Here is a 22643-nt window from a genome sequence, read left to right on the forward strand (position 1 = left end):
TTACAAACATGGAGACAGCGGTTATCCATTCAGGCTATGATGCAAAAGAGCATCTAGGCAGCTTAGCTACCCCTATTTTTCAAACTTCTACTTTTACCTTCGAAAGCGCTGAGCAAGGGGAGAGGCGTTTTGCGGGAGAAGAGGATGGTTATATTTATTCGAGGCTTGGCAATCCCACGGTAAAGGCTTTGGAAGAAAGGATTGCTGAACTAGAAGGAGCAGAAGCTGGGCTTGCATTTGGTTCAGGTATGGCTGCTGTATCAGCTATACTAATGGCTTTAACAAAGAGCGGTGATCATATCTTATGTTCACAAGGTGTGTATGGATGTACGTTCGGTCTTCTGCAGTTAATGGAGGAAAAATATCAGATCACGCATGATTTTTGCAGCATGGAAACAGAAGAGCAGTTAGAGGCATTGATTCGTTCAGAGACTGCCTGTATTTATGTGGAAACGCCCATTAATCCAACGATGAAATTAATTGATTTAGAGCTAGTTGCCAAAGTAGCTAAAAAACATGGCATTCCAGTTGTTGTCGATAATACCTTTTCATCTCCTTATTTGCAGCAGCCTTTAAAGGCCGGATGCGATATTGTACTCCATAGTGCAACCAAATATATCGGCGGGCATGGAGATGTCATTGCTGGACTTGCAGCTGGAAAAAAAGAATTGATTCATACGATTGCCATGACGACATTAAAGGATGTCGGAGGTGTAATGTCTCCTTTTGATGCGTGGTTATTGCTGCGAGGAATGAAAACGCTTGCAGTTCGCATGGATCGTCATTGCGAGAATGCAGAATACATTGTGGAGCAATTAAAAGAACATCCGGCTGTGCATCAAGTGTTTTATCCTGGCGACGCAGCAGGCGGGGACTATGAAATCATGCAGAAGCAAATGAAAAAAGGCGGAGGGCTCATTTCCTTTGAAATTAATGGCAGCAAGCAACATGCCCAGCAGCTTCTTAATTATCTATCGCTTATTAAAATTGCTGTCAGTCTTGGTGACGCGGAAACACTCATCCAGCATCCGGCCACGATGACACATTCGGGCGTTCCTGAACAGAAAAGAGAGCAAATGGGGATTTCAGACCAGCTGATCCGCTTGTCTGTCGGGCTTGAGGCGAAACAAGACATTTGGGCAGACTTACAGCAAGCGCTTGATCAACTAATGGAAGTGAAAATGCCGATTCGATCTAAGCAAGCATAAGTCAGGAGGGCGTTTCCCTTTCATAACAAGCATGATAAAGCCTCACTCTTCTCCCAGAGTGAGGCTTTATCATTTACACGGCTTCGTATTCAGTTTTATGACATTCCGGACAAGGAGGAAGACGATCTTTATCCTCATCAAGAGTAAGAACTTGTCCGCATTCTTCACATTTATAGTCGCCTTTTCCTGGTGTTTCTCCTGTATGTGGCATAAAAAGCACCTCCTAAATAATCGTTGCTTTGTTTATACCCGAATCGCTTAAAAAGAAACAAGGACCCTCACCTTCAAACTATTTCCTTTTGTTTAACTCAGCGTATGAGAGGTGATTACTTTATTTCTCCCCGTTTGTTTAGCTTTGTAAAGACATTGGTCAGCTAGATGAAGGAGTTGATCTGAAATAATGGCATCGTCAGGAAAGGAGGCTGCCCCAGCGGAAATGGTAATAGCTTTACCGAGAGGACTCGTTGTTTCCTCTAAACGCTTTCTTAATTTCTCAGCTATGTGTTGGGCTAATGGAAGTTCAGCCTGCGGGAGAACAATTAAAAATTCTTCTCCGCCGTAACGGCAGCAAATATCTTCTTCTCGAGTTGTTTCTTCCATCAAATTGGCAAGAAAAATAAGGACTTCATCTCCGGCTGCATGGCCATGCGTGTCATTCACTTTTTTGAAATGATCGATATCAAAGAGAATGATAGAGAATGGCAACTCATTTGCAACAAGCTGTGCAAGACAGTCGTTCATAGATCGGCGGTTATGCAGCCCGGTCAGCGGATCGGTGGAGGATTGCTGCTGAAAGTCGCTTACTCGCTCATGAAGAATATGAAAGCTCGTCATTAGGGACTTTTTGAGCTGAATAGCTTCATAATACCAAGCGTGGATGTTTTGAATATCTTGCTGCCGATTGTTCTCTGAACTATTCTCAGCTAAATGAGCAAGCTGCTGTAAAGGCTGGGTAATTTTTGTTAAGATCAGCCAGATGATGACAAATGAAATAAGAATGAGAGGCAAAGAAGTCCAAAGCATTCGTTCGATCATCGCATTCGAAGGAGCAAGGGCGTTAAAAGTAGGACGCTGTGAAACGACTCCCCAATGAGCGACAGGGATTGTAGCATATCCCGCCAGCATATCCTTTCCTTTTGTATTGATGACTCGTTGAGCGCCACTTTGTCCTTTCATCAATTTTTGAACGACGGGATTTTCAGAAACAACGTCGTTAATCCGGTTGGAGGACTGATGATAAATGATCCGGCCATCTTCGTCTACAACATAAACATAGGAGCCGTCATGGTAAAAGTGTTCCCCTAGCAGCTGATTTAAGATGCTTCTTTCTCTTAAATAAATCGTTCCAGCTACAAAGCCAAGGTACTCATCTTGCTCACTAACAATGGGATAGGAAATCATAATGATGAGTCGTCCAGTAATAGAGATAAACGGTTTAGAAATAAGCGGTTTCTTCTCCTGCAATGCTTGAATCGAGCCGGAAGATGAAAATATTTTATCTTTTAAATTAAGATGTTCAGGTGAAACAGCCAGAATTTTACCAGTATGATCGACTACAGCGACGGAATTAAATATATTTGAGTGGTTTTTTAAACGATTCACTTCGTTTAGGAGCATTTCTTCATTTGTATTCATTGCAGGAGCGACAGTTTGAGCGCTAGTACGCAGAGTCTGCAAAGTAGAATTTAAATAGTCTTCGGTCGTGCTTGCCAACTTTTCAGCATACGATCGGTTCGTTTCGAGTGTGTTCTCCATCAGGGTTTCTCTTTCCATTTGATAGCCGGCATACAGGCTGATAGAAAGAGTAAACAGTACAGCGATAAGGGCAACGAATAGGATTAACCTTTTTAAAGATAATGTCATTAAAAAAATTCCTTCTTTCAGGTTGTTGATGAAAAAATCAGTGTCGTCATTGTTAGCCTGCCTGAAGTATTTATGCTCCTCTTTTCCAATCAATCTATTTCTTATTCACAGTTTTGAAGTTGGACGTTACATCAATAGTTCGTTCAACACGAATAAAAAGATTTACTCTAACTGTCATTTTTAGTAAGAGATTAGTAGAAGAATTCCAAAATAAAATAATAATTGATTTTTTACAGTTTGCCAAGAAGAAATTAAAAGTAGATGAAAATAAAGGGTTATGCTTTTTATTGTCACGTTTGTTAGGTATGATAGGGACTGAAAAGCTGATCTAGAAGGAGTGAGGAAAATGGAAATTAGCATATGGTCAGATTTTGTTTGTCCGTTTTGTTATATTGGAAAACGCCGCTTGGAAGAAGCATTGGACAAGTTTCCGCATAAAGAGAAAGTAACGATTCGTTTTAAAAGCTTTGAGCTTGCACCAGATGCACCGAAAGAAACCTCTAAAACTATTCATGAAGTGCTTGCTGAAAAATACGGAATGAGCATTCAACAAGCAAAGGCGGCAAACGCAAATGTCGCTGAACAGGCAAAAGCTGTCGGATTAACATTTAATTTTGAACGTATGAAGCCGGCAAATACGCTGGCTGCTCATCGTCTCGCCAAATTTGCCGTGGAAAAGGGAAAGGGAGCAGAGATGGCGGAAAGATTATTCAAAGCGTACTTTACTGATTCATTGCCGATAAGTGATGTTGAGACATTAACAGAAATTGCTGAGACAGTCGGATTGAACAAGGAAGAGGTACGGTCGTTTCTAAAAGAAAATCGATTAACTGAAGAAGTGAGAGTGGATGAGGCAGAGGCGCGCCAAATCGGTGTCCAAGGAGTTCCATTCTTTGTGTTCAATAACAAATATGCTGTGTCCGGAGCCCAGCCAGTGGAAGCTTTCACAGCTGCTTTGCAAAAAGTATGGGAAGAGGAAAAGGATGATCCGACATTAAAGACATTATCAGAAGGGGCCAATAATGGAGCCGTTTGTACGGATGAAAGCTGTGATCTTTCCCCTGAAAAATAAAGTTTGCATATTGAGAGCATGACAGCATGCTCTCTTTTTATTTCAGATTACTTATGAAACGGAAAATACAGCTGAAACTTTTGTGAGTTTGACATCCAATTAATTTGCATGAATGATGATATTTTACAATATTTGATATGACCATTCTTTCCTCAACAGGAGCAGGCTGCAATCACATTGATTACGTTATGACACAGCTGCCATATGCTCTTCTGGTTGCCATTTTTACAGGAATTGGTTACATTGTTCTTGGATTGACAGACAGTGTTTTTCTCGGAATCTTAACGATTGCTGTTGAGCTGCTCGTCCTTGTTTTAAGAAAGTGAAAGCTCTAGATCACCACAGCAGATAATCGAGTCATAAACTCAGATATGGTTGAATAATTCTGTTGTTTTAAATCAAGAAATCCGGTTTTGCCTCATATACTTTTATGTAAAAGTAAACAATGAGGAGGGAAGCAACATGCGCGTCTTAGTACTAGGGTCTGGGCTAATGGGAAAAGAAGCGGCAAGGGACTTGGTACAATGTAAAGAGGTCGTGAAAGTGACACTGGCTGATTATGATCTTAAAAAAGCAAAACAGACGTGTAACGTTTTACAATCTCTAAAATTAACCGCAGCTTTTGTGGACGCCTCCAATAAAGAGCAGCTTATTCAGTTAATGAAAGAACATGATGTAGTCATCAATGCCTTATTTTATTCATTTAACGTAGCTGTAGCAAAAGCAGCTATTACAGCGGGGGTGCACTCGGTAGATCTCGGTGGCCATATTGGCCAGGCGACGGACCGAGTGCTGGAAATGATGGAAGAAGCGAAGAAAGCAAGAGTTACACTGATTCCTGACCTTGGTGTGGCGCCGGGCATGATTAATATTTTAGCGGGACATGGTGCAAGCAAACTCGATACAGTAAATTCGATTAAGCTATACGTCGGGGGGATCCCGCTTCGTCCGGAGCCGCCGCTTGAATATAACCATGTATTTTCAATGGAAGGCGTATTTGATCATTATACTGATCCTTCCTTTATTATTAGAAATGGGAAAAAACAAGAAATCCCATCTTTATCAGAAATCGAAACGATTCATTTTGAGAAATTCGGACCGCTTGAAGCCTTCCATACTGCAGGAGGAACATCGACGCTTTCGTATTCTTATCCTGATCTGGATTGCCTGGAGTATAAAACCATTCGTTATCCAGGCCATGCAGAAAAATTCAAGCTGCTTGTCGATCTTAACTTAACCCGCTCGGATTACTTTATTGAGGTGAATGGTGTCCAGGTCAGGCCGAGAGATGTGTTATTAAAAGCGCTTGATCCTATCGTTGACTTAAGAGAGAAAGAGGATGTCGTTCTGCTAAGAGTAGAAACAGAAGGGGAAAAAGCGGGAAGTAAAGCAAGCTATGCATATGAAATGATCACCTATAAAGATACGATTCATCATGTAACGGCCATGGCGAGAGCGACAGCGAACACAATTTCAGTTGTGGCACAGATGATTGCAAATGGGACGATTAAGCAAACAGGTGTTTATCCACCGGAGCAAATTGTTCCTGGTGATCTCTATATTCAAGAAATGGCCAAAAGGGGTGTTATGATTAAGGAAGCAGGACAACAAGAGTCAACCGTACAATAACAAAAGAGGCTGCTATAACGCTTGCTCATTTTTGGCTTTATAGCAGCTTTTTTATTTTAGTCCATACTTTTAATTCAAGGTAGGCTCTTTTCGCTGTTTTTCTCCTTTGACAACTTTAACATGGACGTTTACTTTCGCGAGTGATTGTTCTGTTAATGGAATGGAACCTTGCTGTTGAACTCTTTTCCATGCTTGTACATCCTTTCGATAAAGCGTTTCCGATAAACGCAGCACATCTGCGTCCGCCTTCACACCCGTTTTAAAGGTGTCCTTTACTTCTTTTGCTATTGTTTTCTCTGCTTCATGGGTAATTTCTCTCAAATTGACAGAGTGGCTTATCTCTCTTAAATTAGCTTGTGCCTTTATCTGTATTTCAAAACGAATATCCTCTTTTCTAATAATTGGTTCAATATGTACAGCGAGGTGATGAATTAATATACTCGTATTCTGATGTTTCCCTTTTTTTATCCGCAGATCTTCTCTATTTAAATCCTTGTTTATCCACTTTAAACCTGCTGCCTCCTTTGGGGATAAGCTGCGTTTAAATGAATTTGCAGTAACGATCGCTGCTCCTTGCCATTGGATCGTATTTCGTTTTCCACTGTTTGTTTTCCAGTCCTTTTCATCGACGCCGACCAATGGAATAACAGCTTCATGCGGCGGTTCATTTAAAAATATGAGGAGCTCTCTCAAATCTACTGGTTTTAATAAGGAACGCTGGTCATAAGTCGCATAAGGGTCACTTAATCTAGAAAGAGCGGTAGAAAGCTCCATTACCGGTACGGCTGTCAATAATTTGTCGAGCGGTTCTTTTGTGGCATACATCCACATGCGATAGCGAGTCTCACGGTATCTGTCAAATAAATCAACAGCATGGCTTAAGCCTTGGGCGCGCAAGGCTTCTTCCGTGAAAACAATAACGGCTAAATGCCCCCAGAAAATCCGACGCTGAGAAGAGCGGTATAAATTAAAGATCGCTTCATCCACTGTTTTGCCAGTGGCTTTTCCAACCTCTACCTTTGTTTCCTCTGTTCCTCCTCCAGACTCTTTTTTAGCGAGCATCCCTAAATTAATTAGCTGAAGATAAACGGTATAATAGCCATTCTTGTAATCAATCCCTATTCCATGTACATACACCATGCGGTCAGGCTCGTAGGAATCCCAGCAGCCTGTAAGCAAAAGAAGAGGAAAGACCATCACTATGATACATATAAAAGATTTTATTCCTCTTTTCATTTTGACCCGCCCTCTTTCGTCCCATCGATTGGGTTTAGCATACTTGCCCGTTTCGTTTCTTCCCGAGCGGGCAAACGGATCATGGCCTTGAGAATGTTCTTCCAGTTCAAACGAGTCGCTAATTCTAAATAAGGAACACCAAAGATACGAATTCTTGCGACGGAAATCCCAACAAGGAAGATAGAAGCAAAAAAACCAAAAAAACCGAATAGGGCAACGAGGATAATAACAAAGAAACGAATAAGTGAGATAGCTCCCATAAATGATTGGTTCACAAGTGTCGTCATGGCGACAAAAGAGCCAGCGATAATCACGAGCATGGAGGGACTTGTTAATCCTGCCCGAATGGCTGCATCTCCAATAATCAAGCCGCCGACAACGCTCAGTGTCTGTCCGATTGCCAGCGGCATTCGTAAGCCCGCTTCTCGAAATAATTCAAATAAGAGCATCATTAAAATGGCTTCCAAGGATGTCGGAAAGGGCACCCCTTTTCGTGACTCTACGACGGTTGCCAATAGTGTTAAAGGAAGCTGGTTTTGATGAAAGGCTGTAAGAGCTACCCAAAAACCGGGCAGGAAGGTAGCGATGGATATGCCAGCGACCCTGATAAGCCGCTCAAATGAATTGAAAGCATAAGGATATTCTTTGTCCTCTGCGCTTTTTAATAAAAAGAACAAATTGACTGGTGTAATGTAGGCGTAAGCGACTCCGTCAATTAAAATAATAAACCTTCCTTGCATTAAGGACTGAACAGCAAAGTCAGGTCTTCCGGTATAAGAGTGGCGCGGGAATATAGCATAAGGGCTTCCACTCATTAACTCTCCAAGCTGTGTACCGCTTAGTAAGGCATCAATATCGATCGTGGATAGCTGTTGCTTAATTTGCTTTAAAGTATCTTTATTAGAGATATCCTCCATATACAAAAGAGCAACTTTTGTTTTAGACCTTCGCCCAATTTCAAATGACTCACTTACGAGTGAAACAGTTCTTAGCCTTTTCCTAATTAAAGCATAATTGATGGTAATGTCTTCAATAAAATTATCTCTTGGTCCTTTAATGCTTACTTCTGTATTCGTTTCTTCCGGTTTGCGCTGTGGCCGGTCAGCGATATCCACAGAGACAACGATATTCTCAATTGGAAAAACGATAAGAAGCATTCCTGAAAAAATATCTTCTATCACTTTTTCTTTTTTCGTCACCAATTGGAGAGAAGGGACTTGCAAAGAAAGAATATTTTCCTTTGTCGCCTCATGATGAGTTTGAAAGAACTTTTCTAATCGTTTGGGGATCGTCGATTTCAGCAGGTCAACATTTACTAATCCGCTGCAATAAACGAGTGTAATCAAATGATCGTTAAATGCTAATTCCGTGAATTGGACGTCTCCATTCTTTTGAAATAAATCTTTTAAAGCATCAATAGACAAGGAAGAACGTTTAAGTAAGGATGTTCGTTTTTTTTGTTTTCCTAATTTTTCAGCTTTCTTTAATTGGATCTTTTTTATTTTCATTCGTAGACCCCCGTTTTTTTCTTCCATAAAAAATGGCAAGTATGACGGACAAAATAATAGCTGTGGAGAAAAACCAGAAGCTGGCCGGTAAAAAGAGGGCCTTCAGCCACTTTGAAAAAGTAAAATCAGTGATAGGAATAAGAACAAGACCGGCAATTCCAAGAGAAAGAAAGATAAGCATTATATTTTTCTTTCTTGCCGTTTCGATCAGCAGGAGTTCTTTTATTAAAATTAAAATGAGCGATATCCGAATAAACGCACCAGCTAGCCATTGGTAGATCGATAAAAAATCCAGATGTTCGATAAAGGAGCCTAGAGATACAAGCCCCCATTCTTCATAGGCGGGAAATCGCTGTTTCGCAGCCTCTATAGGACCGAATTCAACAATCGCTCCGATAAGCGGCCCGGTCGTAAGCACCGTTAAGATGATCATCATGGCCACATAATGGCGAACACGGAGAGAGACGGTTAGTTTGTGCTGCAGCAATAAAAAAATAAAAATCTCAGCAATTCCTGATGCTTGGAAGGTGAGGCTTTTCATAATAGGAGCATAGCCGTGCTCTAAAACTGGCAGCAACAAAAAATAATTTTTATATTGGATGTTAGCAATAGCAACAAAGAACCCGAAAATAGTAATAAAGAACAATAAAAAGATATTAAGGATACTTAATGTTCTCAAATTAGTCGCTCCCATTACCCAGCAAACAAAGATAAAAAGAATGACGAGAAAAAAAGCAGGCGTTTCCGGCAAAAACATGATATTTGCCCATGTGATCGTTTCTCGCAGAGTTACGGCTGCCATGACAATTAAGTAACCGATGAACACAAATGCCAAAACAATCGTCGCTTTGTCGCCAATTGTGACTCTTAACCAGTGAAGTAATGGCTGCCTGTTCGTTTGTTTCTGTACGTATAAAAAGAGCGGAATCCATAAAAAAGCCAGAATCATCGTAATCAGAACAGCTATCCAGGCATCTCGTCCTGCTGTTTGAATTAAAGGGGAAATCGCAAATACATGATTCTTTAAACCGATCGCCGTCATGGCCAGCAAAATAAGTTGAAAAGGAGTAATGGAATCGGCTTTTTGCATAGAACCACCTTTAGCGTCATTTAGTAGTGAAGCTTTTAGCTAGTTTTTCTTGCCTTCTGCTTTTTATACTAAAAAAGCGCTGCACGATGTTTTTTATGAAAACATCGTGCAGCGCTTTATCCATTACTGGCCATCCATTTTGGTATCTTCTTTATCGATGCCTGGGTCTTCTTCTTTATTTTCTTCTGAAGGATTGCCATCATTTTCAGCATTTTTTTCTGTGGAGCCACCTTGATTATCTTCATCTTCCTCTACTTTATCTGTCGGTTCCTCCATAACGGGTTTTTCCTCTTTCTCTGATTCATTACTAGCACATGCTCCAAGAATCATCGCAGCGAAAAAGGGACCGACTGCAAGTTTAGCCCATTTTGATTGCATAGTCTCTCTCCTTTCCAACTAAGCTCATTACGCTTCCTTTTCCCTGATTGCAAAAAATTAAGCTTCTAGCCTTTATGTTTATTAAATGACTTTTTACGAAATAGTCAGAAAAAAACTTGTTAATAATTAAAAATTATGATAGTTTATATTCTATTATGAAGTTGAAACTTCGTTTTATTAAAATATGTTGTCTTTACTTCATATCAAGGAGAAGCAAACATGGAAATATTAGATAAAGTGAAAGAAAAATATGCTTCATTATCAAAAGGGCAGCAAAAGGTAGGAAAATATGTTCTCGACTTTCCTGAAAAAGTCGCTCTGCTATCGGCAGGAGAAGTAGGAAGACAAATTTCAGTCAGCGAAACGACTGTGATTCGTTTTTGCTATTCACTCGAATTAAACGGCTATGCTCACTTGCAGTCCATTATCCGTGAATATTTAATTCAACATAAAAGCAGTTTGAACCGTTACTACTCTTCTAAAATGGAAATGGCACAGAAACCCCATTTTTTTGCTCAAGTAATGGAGAAAGATGCAGAGAATATTCGGCGGGTCATTGACACGATCGATGAGGGGGATCTTCAGCAGACTGTAGACAAAATGATGAAAGCAAGCAATGTTTTTTTAGCAGGGATGAGAACTTCGTTTGCTCCCGCTCAATGGCTGGCTTTTGCACTAGGGCTTGTGCGTCACGAAGTAAGATTAGTACAGCCAGGAATAGATGACCTAGTAGCTATTTTGCAAAATATAAATGAAAGCTCCGTATTTATTGCCATTACATTCCACCGATATGTAAAAGAAACCGTACAGCTTGCCAAAATGGCAAAGGAACGAGGTGCCTTTGTTATTAGTTTAACCGATTCACCTTTAGCCCCCATTACGGAATATAGTGATATTACTTTTGCGATTGGCAGTCAAGAGAAATCTACACTGGATGTTTTTCCGCCGCTTTTTTCCTTGCTTAATGCGATGATGGCTAGCTTGTATATTCAATATCCGGAGAAAGTGAACGAGCGGCAGCAGCAATATGAGCAGGTGAATGCGGATCATTTATTTTATTTTTAATGATCGGACACATATGAAAAAGACAGAATCTTCATTGTTTTACATCTTGGCAGAAAGGAAGTCTTTCCATGAAAAAGCAGCTTGAACAATTGAAACCAACTATCCAGCAACTCTATCAATATCTACACGCACATCCTGAAGTTAGTTGGCAGGAAGTCAATACGACCGCCTTTTTAGCGGATTATTTAGCAGAAGAAGGTTTTGCGGTTAAGACCTTTAACGATTGTACAGGACTCATTGTAGAAGTGGGCGAGGGAAAGCCAGCGGTTGGACTACGGTGTGATATTGACGCTCTTTGGCAAGAAGTAAACGGTGAGTTTCAAGCCAATCATTCTTGTGGGCATGACGCTCATATGGCGATGTCTGTTGGGACTTTGCTGCTGTTAAAAAGTTTAGGCTATCAGCTTCCGGGCCGGTTAATGGTTATTTTTCAGCCAGCTGAGGAAAAAGGAACGGGCGCATTGAAAATGATCGAAAAAGGCCTTATTGACGACTTGGATTTCTTGTATGGTGTTCATTTACGGCCCATTCAGGAACTCTCCTTCGGTCAAGCATCAGCAGGAATCCAGCATGGAGCAGCCAAGTTTATCGCTGGAGAAATTATCGGAGAAGAAGCTCATGGAGCAAGGCCGCATCTTGGTAAAAATGCGATTGAAATTGGGTCGTCTCTTATCCAAGCTTTGCAGCAAATCCACATGGACCCATCAATTCCTTATTCAGTGAAAATGACGAAGTTTCAAAGCGGGGGGGAGTCCAGCAATATTATTCCGGCAAAAGCAACGTTTTCAATTGACGTTCGGGCGCAAACAAATGAAGTCATGTCGTCATTAACGGAGAAAGTTGTGCAGGCTTGCAAAGGAGTTGAAATGATCCACGGAGCAACGATCCACCTCGAAACAAAAGCTGAAACAGCCGCCGCCATTATTTCAGATGAAGCCTCTGCGATCATGAAAGCGGCAATCGGTAAAGTATTGGGAGAAGAACATGCTGTTTCACCTATAGTCACGACTGGTGGAGAGGATTTTCACTTTTACACAGTAAAAAGACCGGAAGTGAGAGCGGCGATGCTCGGGCTTGGCTGTGATTTAAAGCCAGGCTTGCACCACCCTGACATGACGTTTCAATTAGAGGCGCTTTATTCAGGAATTGAAATTTTAACAGAAACCATTATCCAAACATTTGAACAGAGGAAAGGGTGAGTCAGCGTGCTCAATTATCAAATTCGGCTATTTAACGACCGTACAGACTTTGAAAAAATGCAGCAGCTGGAAAAGGATACGTGGGGCATGGAGCCACTCCCTATTCACCAAACACTGACTGCGCATAAAAATGGCGGGTTATTGCTGGGAGCTTTCCAGGAAAACCGCTTAATTGGATTTAGCTATGGATTTGCCGGCTTTGCGAATGGGTCTGCGTATTTATGCTCTCATATGCTCGGCATTCATCCTGACTATCAAAAGCAAGGAATTGGTGAAGCGCTGAAACAGGCTCAAAAGCAAGAAGCGGCCTGCCTTGGCTATAAGCAGGTCACATGGACATTTGATCCGCTTGAAAGTGTCAATGCTTATTTGAATTTAACAAAATTAAAAGCTGTTTGTTCCACATATGAAGTAAATTGTTACGGTAAAATGGAGGATGGATTAAATGCCGGCCTTCCAACGGACCGTTTAAAAGTAGACTGGTGGATACAAAGTGACTATGTGAACCATTCTTTCGCCTTTTCAGAAGAGAAGGCAAAAGTGTTCGCAGACTATGAAAAGACAAGAGAAGGGTTTCCGAAGATATCTCTTCATCATCCAGAGTATTTAGAGGGGGAAGAAGCGCTAATTGTTCCGATTCCTAAAAAATTTCAGGAGATTAAAAAGCATTCCTTCGATTTAGCTTTAGACTGGCGGATGAATATACGCACGATCTTTTTACAGCTATTTACGAATGGTTATACGGCTGTTAAGCTGATTCAACGTCCCGATGAACCAGTGAATCATTATTTGTTTGTTAAAAGCTCTCAATTAGCGATATAGGAAAGGAAGAGAAAGAATGAAATTGAAAGAAATTATTTTACGGCACTTGCAGATGGAAATGAAGTTTCCATTCACTACTAGCTTCGGAACGATCCAAAATAAAGAGTTCATTTTAGTAGAGGTAAAGGATGAAGAAGGAGGATCCGGCTGGGGAGAGTCGGTTGCTTTTACCTCTCCCACTTATAATGAAGAAACATTAAAAACAAACTGGCATATGATAGAGGATTTCTTAATTCCTTTATTGAAAGGCAAAGAGATCACTCACCCGGATGACGTTTCGGCTATATTTGAACCGATTCGCAAAAACAATATGGCAAAATCAGCGATTGAAGGAGCGGTTTGGGATTTATATGCGAAACGGGAGGGAGTTCCACTCTATCAGGCGTTGGGTGGGGAAAATACAACCATTGATGTCGGGATCAGCATTGGGATTCAAGACACAGTGGAAGATCTTTTAGCCATTATCAAAAAGCATGTCGAAGAAGGATATAAACGAATCAAAGTGAAAATCAAGCCGGGCTGGGATGTCGAGGTTATGAGAGAAATTCGTCGTTCTTTCCCAGACATCCAGCTGATGGCGGATGCCAATTCAGCTTATCGTTTAGAAGATCTTCCACAATTAAAGAAGCTGGATGAATTCAACTTAACGATGATTGAACAGCCGCTTGCCTCTGATGATATTGTTGACCATGCTGTTATCCAAAAAGAATTAAAAACACCTGTTTGTTTAGATGAAAGTATCCATTCTTATGAAGACGCGCGAAAAGCTTTGCAGCTCGGCAGCTGTAAAATCATTAACATTAAAATTGGCCGCGTCGGCGGATTAACGGAATCTAAGCGAATTCACGATCTATGTAAGGAACACAATATTCCTGTTTGGTGCGGCGGAATGATTGAGGCAGGTGTCGGACGAGCCCATAATGTTGCTTTAACAACGTTAAGTAACTTTACGCTTCCGGGTGACACGGCTGCGTCCTCGCGTTATTGGGAGCAAGATATCATTACACCAGAGGTAACGGTGCAGGATGGAGTGATCCAAGTTCCAGATAAACCGGGAATCGGCTACGATATCGATCTCGAAGCTGTTGAGAAATTTACTTTAAAAGAAAAAGTGTATTCATTGTAAATTCAGTGGATATTAGCCGGAGAGAAAATCTGGAAGGGAGAGATTTTCTCTCCTATACATCATGAGTTCAGAATATTCAAACGAAAGAGGAAGAAACAATGAGAAAAGCTTTTCAAATTGCAGGTGCTTATATTGGCGTGATCGTAGGGGCAGGATTTGCTTCTGGGCAGGAAATTCTTCAGTTTTTTACGAGTTTTGGCTGGCTTAGTATTGTAGGAACATGCCTAGCCACTGTTTTATTTGCTTTTTTAGGGATGCAGCTGCTGCAAATTGGCTCCCGCATTCAGACAGATTCCCACAAAAATGTTATTTATCTGATCTGTGGAAAATGGGTCGGGGTTTTTGTAGATGGACTGATTACTTTTTTCTTGTTTGGAGTAGCAGCCGTTATGATTGCAGGCAGCGGGTCCATTTTTGAGCAGCAATTTGGCATAGCGCCTTTATATGGCAGCATGGTAATGACTGTCCTTACGGCTGTCACTTTATGTTTCAATTTTCAAAAGGTGATTTCAGCGATTAGTTTCATGACACCGTTCTTATTTATCATGATTTTTATCGTCTTTATGTATTCGGTCATTCATTATGAAGGAAATCTATCTGATATTTTACAACTAAGAAAAACAGAAAACACGGCAGCCTCCCATTGGCTGATAGGAGCTATATTATATGTTTCTTACAATATTGCGGCCGGCGGAGCTATTTTGGCTTTGATGGGCGGGGCAGAGAAAAGTGAAAAAACAGCTGGACTTGGAGGGATTTTAGGAGGAATCGGTCTCGGCTTATTAATTTTATTTATTAATCTTACGATGCTTTTAGATTTCGAGGCTAGCCAGCAAGCCGCGATGCCTATTGTGCACATTGCCAATGAAATTTCGCCGATTACCGGATACTTCATGTCGTTTGTTTTGTTGGCGATGATTTACAATACATCTGTTGGCATGATTTATGCTTTTGCGGCTAGAATCGTTCCAGCAAGGGGCAAATCTTTTACCCTAACCGTTATCGCCTCTACATTGGTCGCTTTTCTCGCGAGCTTCGTAGGGTTTGTCAAATTAGTCGGTACTCTCTATCCAATTGTAGGCTATCTCGGTTTAATTTTAATTATTGGCGTGATTGTGGCGTGGTTTAAGTTTAAGAAGCCGCTCCAAAGCAGAGTAGAAATATCTAGTTGATAGGAGAGCTGTTCAGCAGTTAAGGAGACTTTAGCTGTTGGACAGCCTTTTTGTGTAAGCAAACTAGCGAAAACGTTTTATTCTCATCTAATCCTTGTCTTCTTCATTCTTTCTTTTACGTGATAAGACGAGCGTTTGGAATAAGAACGTAAACCCAAAGCATGCATATGTTGAAATGAGCAGCTGGAAGGGGGAGCGGGAATGGAGAAATATTTCAGCTATTTGAAAGAAGCAAAAAAATGGTGTGACGCGTTGTGCGCGCTGCAGCATGAAAACCTGGATCTTAACCAAGTAGAAAAGTGGAAAGAACGAGTCGAAAAGATCAATGACCGCCTATTAAAGGTGGAAGATGAAGAGGAAGCTCACTCGATTCAGGAAGAGATTCAAGCATTGGATCAGGAGTGGCGGCAGCTTCACGAGCGCTTGTTTGCTGAAAAAGACATAGAAGAGAAAGAGGATGAACAGGAAAGAGCGGAGCAGGTTCCAATCGGAGGGCACAAACTTCCGCCACTTCCTTATGCGTATAATGCATTGGAACCTTACATTGACGAAGCCACTATGAGGCTTCATCATGATCGGCATCATAAAGGGTATGTAGATGGATTGAACAGGGCAGAGCTGGAACTGCAAAAAGCAAGAAATAACAATGACTTTCGGCTCGTAAAGCATTGGGAAAGAGAGCTTGCCTTTAACGGTGCCGGCCATTATTTGCATTCTATCTTTTGGAAAGTTATGTGTCCGCACGGAGGGGGAAAACCATCAGGAGAATTAAACCGTGAGATTGCACGTTCGTTTGGCAGCTTCGACCAGTTTAAAAACCATTTTTCAAAGGCGGCTGAGAACGTGGAGGGCGGAGGGTGGACGATTCTTGTATGGGCACCTCAAGCCCAGCGGCTGGAAATATTACAAGCGGAAAAGCATCAAAATTTAAGCCAGTGGGATGTTGTACCGCTGCTTGTACTTGATGTATGGGAACATGCTTATTATTTAAAATATCAAAATAAGCGGGCAGATTATATTAATAATTGGTGGAATATTGTTTGTTGGGATGAGGTGAATAGACGTTTCCAAGAAGCAAAAGGAGAAAGATGTCGTCTGGCGGGGAACAAATGAGTAAAAAGCTGCATAGAAAGGTGCTTCCCATTTAACCGGATTCCCTCTATAATGGAAAGTAAATTTAATAAAAAGCTACTAGAGGTGCCTGTTACAGGCTGAGAGAAAAGCACAGGGCTTTTCAACTCTTTGAACCTGATCTGGTTGATACCAGCGTAGGAAAGTAGAGCGTTTATTGACTATTTTACTTACATTAGCCGTATCCAGATGAGGATTCGGCTTTTTTGCATTGGAGGAAGAGGAAATGAATCAAGTACAGAAGCTGGCGTATATGGCTTTATTTACAGCCGTTGCAACATTTGGTTCGTCGCTTATTTGGTTTCCTGCCGGGGCAGCAAAAGCATATCCTGTCCAGCATGACGTAAACGTCATGGCTGGGGTTCTGCTTGGCCCGGGTCCAGCTGTTATCATTGCGTTTGTGACCGGACTTCTTAGGAATTTGATGGGGACGGGGTCGTTATTAGCGTTTCCAGGAGGAATGATTGGAGCTTTTCTTGCTGGTTATATGTATCAAAAAACGAGCCGGTCATGGAGCGCTTCTATTGGAGAAGCCGCAGGTTCGGGCATCGTGGCTCCTTTATTTGCTGTACCTTATGCGAAAATTTTAATGGGGACGACTGCGGGTGCTTTCTTCTTTTTGCCTGCTTTTCTCATTAGCAGCTTGTCTGGATCTCTCATCGGTCTCCTGCTCGTAAGACGGCTTATTAAATTAAAAACGTGGAAATACCGTCTAAATCATTAACGCCAGCGAAGTGAAATCGCGAGTTTGCAGCATTCTGCATTTGCTGTAGTGGTTCTCAGTTCAATCCGAAAAACATCAGGGGTAAAGGAAATAATCGCTTTTCTAGGTATTCCCGTTGATCGGACAAGCCGTTCTACCTCTCGGTGGTTTGCCGCTTGGGCGGCCGTCATTAATCGAAAGGCAAAGTCGCTGTTATCTGTTAGTTTATTGAGCAGCAAATTACTCTCATGGACGAGCTGTTTAATGGATTGAGCAGATTGTTTAAATAAAGTAACGTCTACTTTAGGATAAGGCCTGTAGGATGGCGGCTGGGTTAAAGCCTGTGGCTGAACGAACGGGTAGCCCATAAGAGGAATAGCATAAAGCCGTTTAAATGGGTCAGGATGATACAAGACAGCGTTCCTCCTTCCAAATAGAAGCTTTTTATCAATATACGGTTTTTTTTTAAATAAATACCGGATTGTATTTGTTTAAAAATTCTGAATTGTATTGCTGAATTCTGCTAAGTATGTTACAACTAGAATGAAAGACTAATTGAATAATGTGTCCTTGGGGGTGCTTGCAAAAGCTGAGAGAGGTAGATTGCCTTAACCCTTATCACCTGAACTGGATAATGCCAGCGTAGGGAAGAGGTCGTATAAATGATGCCAAGCTGCAATCTTTTTTATTGTTGCAGCTAAATGAAAGCTTATACAGCCGCTTCTCTTTGGAGAAGCGGCTTTTTTGCATGTATCTTCTAAGGGAGGGAGAAGATGATGGTCAAAGAACTGAATACGATTTTGCAAGAAGTAGAGCATCGGCAGGAGGAGCTCATTTATTTAGTAAAAACGCTTATTGCTTTTCAAACACCTGCTCCACCTGCACGGAATACAAAAGAGGCGCAGTCATTTGTAGCAGATTTTTTAAAGGAGCTAGGTTTTTCTATTGATATGTGGGACGTATATCCAAATGATCCGAATGTGGTCGGAAAATGGAGGGGAACGGATTCTGAGACATTCCAAAGCTTAATCATTAACGGGCACATCGATGTGGCAGAAGTGCAGGAGGATGAGGAGTGGGAGATCGATCCGTTTCAGGCTGTTATAAAGAACGATTCTATTATTGGCCGTGGAGCAGCTGATATGAAGGGGGGACTGGCTGGCGCTTTGTTTGCGCTGCAGCTTCTCCGCGAAGCAGGCATTTCACTTCCAGGAGATGTGATTTTTCAATCGGTGATTGGTGAAGAAGTAGGGGAAGCGGGAACGCTTGAATGCTGCAGACAGGGATATAAAGCAGATTTTGCGATAGTAGTAGATACGAGCGATTTACATATACAAGGGCAAGGCGGGGTGATTACCGGATGGATCACGCTCAAGAGCAGCCAGACATACCACGATGCTACGCGAAGAAACATGATTCATGCAGGCGGAAAGTTGTTTGGGGCTAGTGCTATTGAGAAGATGATGAAAGTGATAGAAGGGCTGCAGGAATTAGAGCGCTACTGGGCCGTTACAAAAAGCTATCCTGGAGTTTTACCGGGGACGAATACGATTAACCCGGCTGTGATTGAAGGCGGCAGACATGCGGCTTTTATTGCAGATGAATGCCGGCTTTGGATTACGGTACATTATTATCCGAATGAAACATATGAACAGGCAGCGAAAGAGGTAGAAGAGCATATTCGCCGCATTGCGTCCGGAGACATATGGCTAAGGAACAACCCGCCACTGTTTAACTGGGGAGGCTCATCGATGATTGAGGAAAGGGGAGAAATTTTTCCTTCCTTCGAGGTGGAAGAAAACCATGCAGCTGTGCAGACCCTTATTCATTCTCACACAACTATTTTACACCAGCCGCCCGTTGTCGACGTATCGCCAACCGTGACAGACGGAGGCTGGCTTGCTGATGCTGGCATTCCGACTGTTATTTACGGTCCTGGAGATTTAAACAATGCCCATTCTGTCAATGAGCAGTTGTCCATCGAACAACTCGTAAGTTACACAAAAGTGCTTTTATCCTTTATTTATCGCTGGTGTCATACACCAAAGTCAGAATATGCAAGCAATGAAGGGCAAGCAGTGAAAGATGTTCTAGAAATCCCGACAACTGCCAGCCCATTGAAATAGGCGTCTACTATCTGTTGAGGAGTGATATATCGATGAAAACGAGTGGAACAAAAGTGAAATTCAGCGAAAGGTTACATGAAAAATTACAGCCGATCTGGCGGAAGAATCATAACCATCCTTTTGTTAGAGGAATTGGGGATGGCACGCTAGATCAACAGAAATTTCGTTTTTACATGATTCAAGATTATTTGTATTTAATCGATTATTCTAAAGTATTTGCTCTTGGGGCTGTAAAAGCAAATGATGTAGAGACGATGGGGAAATTTGCTTCGCTGCTGAATGAAACGCTTAATTTTGAAATGGCCCTTCACCGCCAGTATGCAGCGCGTTTCGGCATTTCAGAGGAAGAGCTGGAACAAGCAAAACCTTCCCCAATTACACTGGCTTATACGCATTACATGCTTCACGCCAGCCAGAACGGCACGCTCGCGGAGCTGATTGCCGCCCTTCTCCCATGTGCGTGGAGCTATTGGGAGATCGGCAAAGAATTAAATGAGATTCCAGGAGCCAGTGAACACGAACTGTATGGAGACTGGATTAAAATGTACTCTTCTAAAGAGTTTGGTGAGCTTGCCGCTTGGTGTATCGACCTTTTAGATGAGCACACAGCCGGAAAAAATGAAAGAGAGCTTGCAAGATTAGAAGAGATTTTTTTAAATACAACCCGCTACGAGTACATGTTCTGGGAGATGGCATATAATGAGCAAATGTGGCCAGGAGAAGCGTAAAAAAGTTCTAGAGTTTCAAAATATGACGTTTTCTTATAAAGATAAACAACAAACAGAATCTATCCCTATTCTGCAAAGGGTAAATACGGCTATTTATGATCGAGAGTTTATTACGATTATCGGGGCAAGCGGATCCGGCAAAAGCACGCTTTTTCGGTTAATTACAGGATTGGAAAATCCGGATGAGGGTCATATTTTATTGAATGGAGAAGCAGAGGAACATCGGCTCGGAAAGGTAGGCTACATGCCTCAGCAAGATTTACTGATGCCTTGGCGAACTATTCAAGAGAATGCTGCTCTTCCTCTCGAACTAAAAAGGGTCCCAAAAGAAGAAGCCTATAAACGGGTTCTCCCTCTCCTCAAAGAGTTTGGGCTTGAGGGAATGGAGAACCGTTTTCCCCATGAGTTATCAGGCGGAATGAGGCAGCGGGTTTCTTTCTTACGTGCCACGTTAAGCGGATCAAATATCCTGCTGCTCGATGAACCTTTTAGTGCCCTTGATGCGATTACAAGGCTTTCCATGCAGGAATGGCTAATGGAGCAGTGGGAAAAACAAAAAACGACTGTGGTGTTCATTACCCATGATGTGAACGAGGCGCTTTTTTTGTCTGACCGTATTTTTGTTTTCGGGGAAAAGCCTATCCATACTCTGCAAGAAGTGGATGTGCCGCTCGAAAGGCCAAGGAGCTTAAAAGACTTGAATCAACCTTCTCTTATTGAATTAAAGGATCAGTTACTTGAACAGTTGAGAGGGAAGGTGATGAGATGAACAATCGCAGGGGATCGCTTTCGGCAGTCTTATTCATTTTAGCCTTCTTGATTATTTGGGAAGTGGCAGCGCGCGCCGTTAATATGGTCTTTATTCTGCCGCCGCCGACCGGTATTATCGGAAAGCTATGGGAACTAAAAGGGCCTTTATTGATCAAACATTTGCCTGTAACCTTGTCCATCATTATCATCGGTTTAGTCATTTCTATTTTATTAGGAGTCGGAATCGCTGTTTGGATGAATGTAAGTCCTGCTGCTGAAAAAGCCATTTATCCGATCATTATTTCTTCGCAAATGATTCCGATTATTGCTTTGGCGCCTATTTTTGTTCTTTGGTTCGGTTATTCGATTTGGAGCAAGGTTGTTGTGACGGTTTTAATTACGTTCTTTCCTATTACGGTGAATACATATGATGGGCTGCGATCTGGCAGCCAGGAATTGAAAGAGCTGCTGCTCACGATGGGGGCGGGGAAAAAGGAAATCTTTTTTAAGCTGCTCGTTCCCTCTGCCTTGCCCCATTTCTATTCAGGATTGAAAGTAGCGGTGACGTTAAGTGTCATCGGAGCGGCCATTGGTGAATGGCTTGGCGCACAGGCCGGTCTCGGCTATTTTAGCAGGCGCATGATGACTCAATTTGATGGAGCGGCCGTTTTTGCCCCGATTGTGTTGTTGTCGCTGATCGGAATCATCTTATTTGTGATTGTAAAATGGATCGAAAATAAATCCTTAAAATGGAGGAAATCATCATGAAGAAATGGTTATTCCTATTGCTGGCCCTTCTGCTGGCCGGCTGTAATGCAAACAGTGCAAGCGAAAAGGCACAAACGGCGGAAGGGAAAGAAAAGAAGAAAGAAAAAGTTTCGATTATGCTCGATTGGTATCCCAATGCTGTCCATAGCTTTCTATATGTAGCGGAGGAAAAGGGCTATTTTGATGCGGAAGGAATCGATGTAGACATTCAATTTCCAGCAAATCCGACTGATCCAATTCAACTCGCTGCTGCCGGAAAAGTGACATTAGGAATTTCTTATCAGCCCGATGTCATTATGGCACGAACAGACCAGGGAGTAAAAGTGAAGTCGGTAGGGGCCATTGTCCGTTCTCCGTTAAATCGAGTCATGTTTTTAAAGGACAGTCCTATTCAAAGACCTAAAGATTTAGAAGGAAGAACAGTTGGTTTTACGGGCATTCCGTTAAATGAAGCCATTGTTGAAACGATGATCGCCAAAGATAAGGGAAATCCCAAAAAAGTAAATATGATTGACGTAGGATTTGAACTAAATTCAGCTGTCGTAACGAAAAAGGCAGATGCCGTCGTCGGAGCGTATATTAATCATGAAGTCCCGCTGTTAAAACATGAAGGCCATGAAACGCGTAATTTTGATCCAACAAAATATGGTGTACCTAATTTCTATGAACTGGTAGCGGTGACAAGTGATGAAACGTGGGAAAAGCAGCAGGATGCGATCAAAGCATTTTGGCGAGCTGCAGAGAAAGGCTTTGATTTTACGGAACAACACCCTGATGAAGCGTTAAACATCTTATTAAGCAAGCAAGATGAAGCGAATTTTCCGCTGATAGAGGAGGTAGAGAAACAAAGTCTGGATATTCTTCTTCCGAAAATGAAGTCAGAGAAAGGGTTCGGCAGCCAAACGAAAGAATCGTGGGTAGAAACAGCCGAGTGGATGAAGGCTTCAGGACTTATTAAGAAAGAGCCTAAACTAGAAGAGCTGTTTGTCAATATTGCTGACTAATCAAAGGCTTCCCCTAAAAACATAAAAGTCTAGCGATTTAGTGGGTTTTTTATGTTAGGATAAAG

The 22643-nt window shown here is 41.9% G+C and carries 23 protein-coding genes and 2 riboswitches; of the genes, 16 read left to right on the forward strand and 7 right to left on the reverse strand.

Annotation, left to right across the window (positions count from 1 at the left end; genetic code table 11):
* Nucleotides 1–8 precede the first annotated feature (8 nt).
* Nucleotides 9–1208: a methionine gamma-lyase gene (gene megL, locus AC623_RS04875; RefSeq protein ID WP_442853558.1), complete on the forward strand. Its 1200-nt coding sequence runs from the start codon at nucleotides 9–11 to the stop codon at nucleotides 1206–1208.
* A 73-nt stretch (nucleotides 1209–1281) separates the two neighbouring features.
* Here megL and AC623_RS04880 read toward each other — a convergent pair whose 3' ends face one another.
* Both AC623_RS04880 and AC623_RS04885 read right to left on the reverse strand, forming a co-directional pair.
* The gene (locus AC623_RS04880) at nucleotides 1282–1419 is read right to left on the reverse strand and encodes a zinc ribbon-containing protein (protein ID WP_049661079.1); all 138 of its coding nucleotides are present in this window, start codon (nucleotides 1417–1419) and stop codon (nucleotides 1282–1284) included.
* Between the two features lie 92 nt (nucleotides 1420–1511).
* Nucleotides 1512–3071 (reverse strand): sensor domain-containing diguanylate cyclase, encoded by a 1560-nt coding sequence (locus AC623_RS04885; RefSeq protein ID WP_049661081.1) that lies wholly within the window; start codon nucleotides 3069–3071, stop codon nucleotides 1512–1514.
* 346 nt (nucleotides 3072–3417) lie between these two features.
* On the opposite strand from AC623_RS04885, the gene AC623_RS04890 reads away from it, so the two are divergent.
* From AC623_RS04890 to AC623_RS04895, 3 genes are all read left to right on the forward strand, one after another.
* Nucleotides 3418–4143: a DsbA family oxidoreductase gene (locus AC623_RS04890; protein ID WP_049661084.1), complete on the forward strand. Its 726-nt coding sequence runs from the start codon at nucleotides 3418–3420 to the stop codon at nucleotides 4141–4143.
* Between the two features lie 137 nt (nucleotides 4144–4280).
* Nucleotides 4281–4469 (forward strand): Na+/H+ antiporter NhaC family protein, encoded by a 189-nt coding sequence (locus tag AC623_RS20915; protein ID WP_082174329.1) that lies wholly within the window; start codon nucleotides 4281–4283, stop codon nucleotides 4467–4469.
* A 136-nt stretch (nucleotides 4470–4605) separates the two neighbouring features.
* Nucleotides 4606–5772, forward strand: coding sequence for a saccharopine dehydrogenase family protein (locus AC623_RS04895; protein ID WP_049661087.1), 1167 nt, complete (start codon nucleotides 4606–4608; stop codon nucleotides 5770–5772).
* A gap of 69 nt (nucleotides 5773–5841) precedes the next feature.
* On the opposite strand, the gene AC623_RS04900 is transcribed toward AC623_RS04895, so the two are convergent.
* The 4 genes from AC623_RS04900 to AC623_RS04915 all read right to left on the reverse strand — a co-directional run bounded on the left by AC623_RS04900 (nucleotide 5842) and on the right by AC623_RS04915 (nucleotide 9984).
* Nucleotides 5842–7008 carry a Ger(x)C family spore germination protein gene (locus AC623_RS04900; RefSeq protein WP_231603373.1) on the reverse strand — a complete coding sequence of 389 codons (1167 nt, stop codon included), beginning with the start codon at nucleotides 7006–7008 and terminating at the stop codon, nucleotides 5842–5844.
* Nucleotides 7005–8516 carry a spore germination protein gene (locus AC623_RS04905; protein ID WP_082174330.1) on the reverse strand — a complete coding sequence of 504 codons (1512 nt, stop codon included), beginning with the start codon at nucleotides 8514–8516 and terminating at the stop codon, nucleotides 7005–7007. The genes AC623_RS04900 and AC623_RS04905 overlap by 4 nt, the downstream gene beginning before the upstream one ends.
* Complete coding sequence (locus tag AC623_RS04910; RefSeq protein WP_049661091.1) at nucleotides 8482–9606, reverse strand: endospore germination permease; 1125 nt, start codon at nucleotides 9604–9606, stop codon at nucleotides 8482–8484. The genes AC623_RS04905 and AC623_RS04910 overlap by 35 nt, the downstream gene beginning before the upstream one ends.
* Before the next feature lie 123 nt (nucleotides 9607–9729).
* Entirely contained in the window at nucleotides 9730–9984 is a 255-nt protein-coding gene (locus AC623_RS04915) for a hypothetical protein (RefSeq protein WP_049661094.1), read from the reverse strand.
* A gap of 219 nt (nucleotides 9985–10203) precedes the next feature.
* Between AC623_RS04915 and AC623_RS04920 the strand changes: the two genes are divergently transcribed.
* From AC623_RS04920 to thiW, 7 genes are all read left to right on the forward strand, one after another.
* Nucleotides 10204–11049: a MurR/RpiR family transcriptional regulator gene (locus tag AC623_RS04920; protein ID WP_049661099.1), complete on the forward strand. Its 846-nt coding sequence runs from the start codon at nucleotides 10204–10206 to the stop codon at nucleotides 11047–11049.
* A gap of 68 nt (nucleotides 11050–11117) precedes the next feature.
* Complete coding sequence (locus AC623_RS04925) at nucleotides 11118–12248, forward strand: M20 peptidase aminoacylase family protein (RefSeq protein WP_049661101.1); 1131 nt, start codon at nucleotides 11118–11120, stop codon at nucleotides 12246–12248.
* Between the two features lie 6 nt (nucleotides 12249–12254).
* Nucleotides 12255–13070, forward strand: coding sequence for a GNAT family N-acetyltransferase (locus tag AC623_RS04930; RefSeq protein ID WP_231603375.1), 816 nt, complete (start codon nucleotides 12255–12257; stop codon nucleotides 13068–13070).
* A 16-nt stretch (nucleotides 13071–13086) separates the two neighbouring features.
* Complete coding sequence (gene menC, locus AC623_RS04935) at nucleotides 13087–14196, forward strand: o-succinylbenzoate synthase (RefSeq protein WP_049661104.1); 1110 nt, start codon at nucleotides 13087–13089, stop codon at nucleotides 14194–14196.
* A 98-nt stretch (nucleotides 14197–14294) separates the two neighbouring features.
* Nucleotides 14295–15368: a YkvI family membrane protein gene (locus AC623_RS04940; protein ID WP_049661109.1), complete on the forward strand. Its 1074-nt coding sequence runs from the start codon at nucleotides 14295–14297 to the stop codon at nucleotides 15366–15368.
* A 201-nt stretch (nucleotides 15369–15569) separates the two neighbouring features.
* Nucleotides 15570–16481: a superoxide dismutase gene (locus AC623_RS04945; RefSeq protein WP_049661112.1), complete on the forward strand. Its 912-nt coding sequence runs from the start codon at nucleotides 15570–15572 to the stop codon at nucleotides 16479–16481.
* A 70-nt stretch (nucleotides 16482–16551) separates the two neighbouring features.
* Nucleotides 16552–16660: riboswitch (TPP riboswitch) on the forward strand.
* Nucleotides 16661–16725: 65 nt separating this feature from the next.
* Nucleotides 16726–17223, forward strand: a complete 498-nt coding sequence (gene thiW, locus AC623_RS04950) for an energy coupling factor transporter S component ThiW (protein WP_049661115.1) — start codon at nucleotides 16726–16728, stop codon at nucleotides 17221–17223.
* On the opposite strand, the gene AC623_RS04955 is transcribed toward thiW, so the two are convergent.
* A complete protein-coding gene (locus AC623_RS04955) occupies nucleotides 17220–17615 on the reverse strand; it encodes a hypothetical protein (RefSeq protein WP_049661118.1) in 396 nt (131 codons plus the stop codon). The genes thiW and AC623_RS04955 overlap by 4 nt on opposite strands.
* Nucleotides 17616–17764: 149 nt before the next feature.
* Nucleotides 17765–17869, forward strand: a riboswitch (TPP riboswitch).
* Nucleotides 17870–17978: 109 nt separating this feature from the next.
* Here AC623_RS04955 and AC623_RS04960 point away from each other — a divergent pair.
* Genes AC623_RS04960 through AC623_RS04980 form a run of 5 tightly spaced genes read left to right on the forward strand, consistent with a single transcriptional unit; the run spans nucleotide 17979 to nucleotide 22578 of the window.
* Nucleotides 17979–19328, forward strand: coding sequence for an acetylornithine deacetylase (locus AC623_RS04960; RefSeq protein WP_049666257.1), 1350 nt, complete (start codon nucleotides 17979–17981; stop codon nucleotides 19326–19328).
* Nucleotides 19329–19381: 53 nt separating this feature from the next.
* The gene (gene tenA, locus AC623_RS04965; protein WP_049666260.1) at nucleotides 19382–20056 is read left to right on the forward strand and encodes a thiaminase II; all 675 of its coding nucleotides are present in this window, start codon (nucleotides 19382–19384) and stop codon (nucleotides 20054–20056) included.
* A complete protein-coding gene (locus AC623_RS04970; protein ID WP_049661122.1) occupies nucleotides 20028–20825 on the forward strand; it encodes an ABC transporter ATP-binding protein in 798 nt (265 codons plus the stop codon). The genes tenA and AC623_RS04970 overlap by 29 nt, the downstream gene beginning before the upstream one ends.
* Nucleotides 20822–21574, forward strand: coding sequence for an ABC transporter permease (locus AC623_RS04975; protein ID WP_049661125.1), 753 nt, complete (start codon nucleotides 20822–20824; stop codon nucleotides 21572–21574). The genes AC623_RS04970 and AC623_RS04975 overlap by 4 nt, the downstream gene beginning before the upstream one ends.
* Nucleotides 21571–22578, forward strand: coding sequence for an ABC transporter substrate-binding protein (locus AC623_RS04980; RefSeq protein ID WP_049661129.1), 1008 nt, complete (start codon nucleotides 21571–21573; stop codon nucleotides 22576–22578). Before AC623_RS04975 ends, AC623_RS04980 begins: the two co-directional genes overlap by 4 nt.
* Nucleotides 22579–22643: the final 65 nt, after the last annotated feature.

The organism is Bacillus sp. FJAT-27231 (genome assembly GCF_001183975.1).
Taxonomy (GTDB): domain Bacteria; phylum Bacillota; class Bacilli; order Bacillales; family Domibacillaceae; genus Pseudobacillus; species Pseudobacillus wudalianchiensis.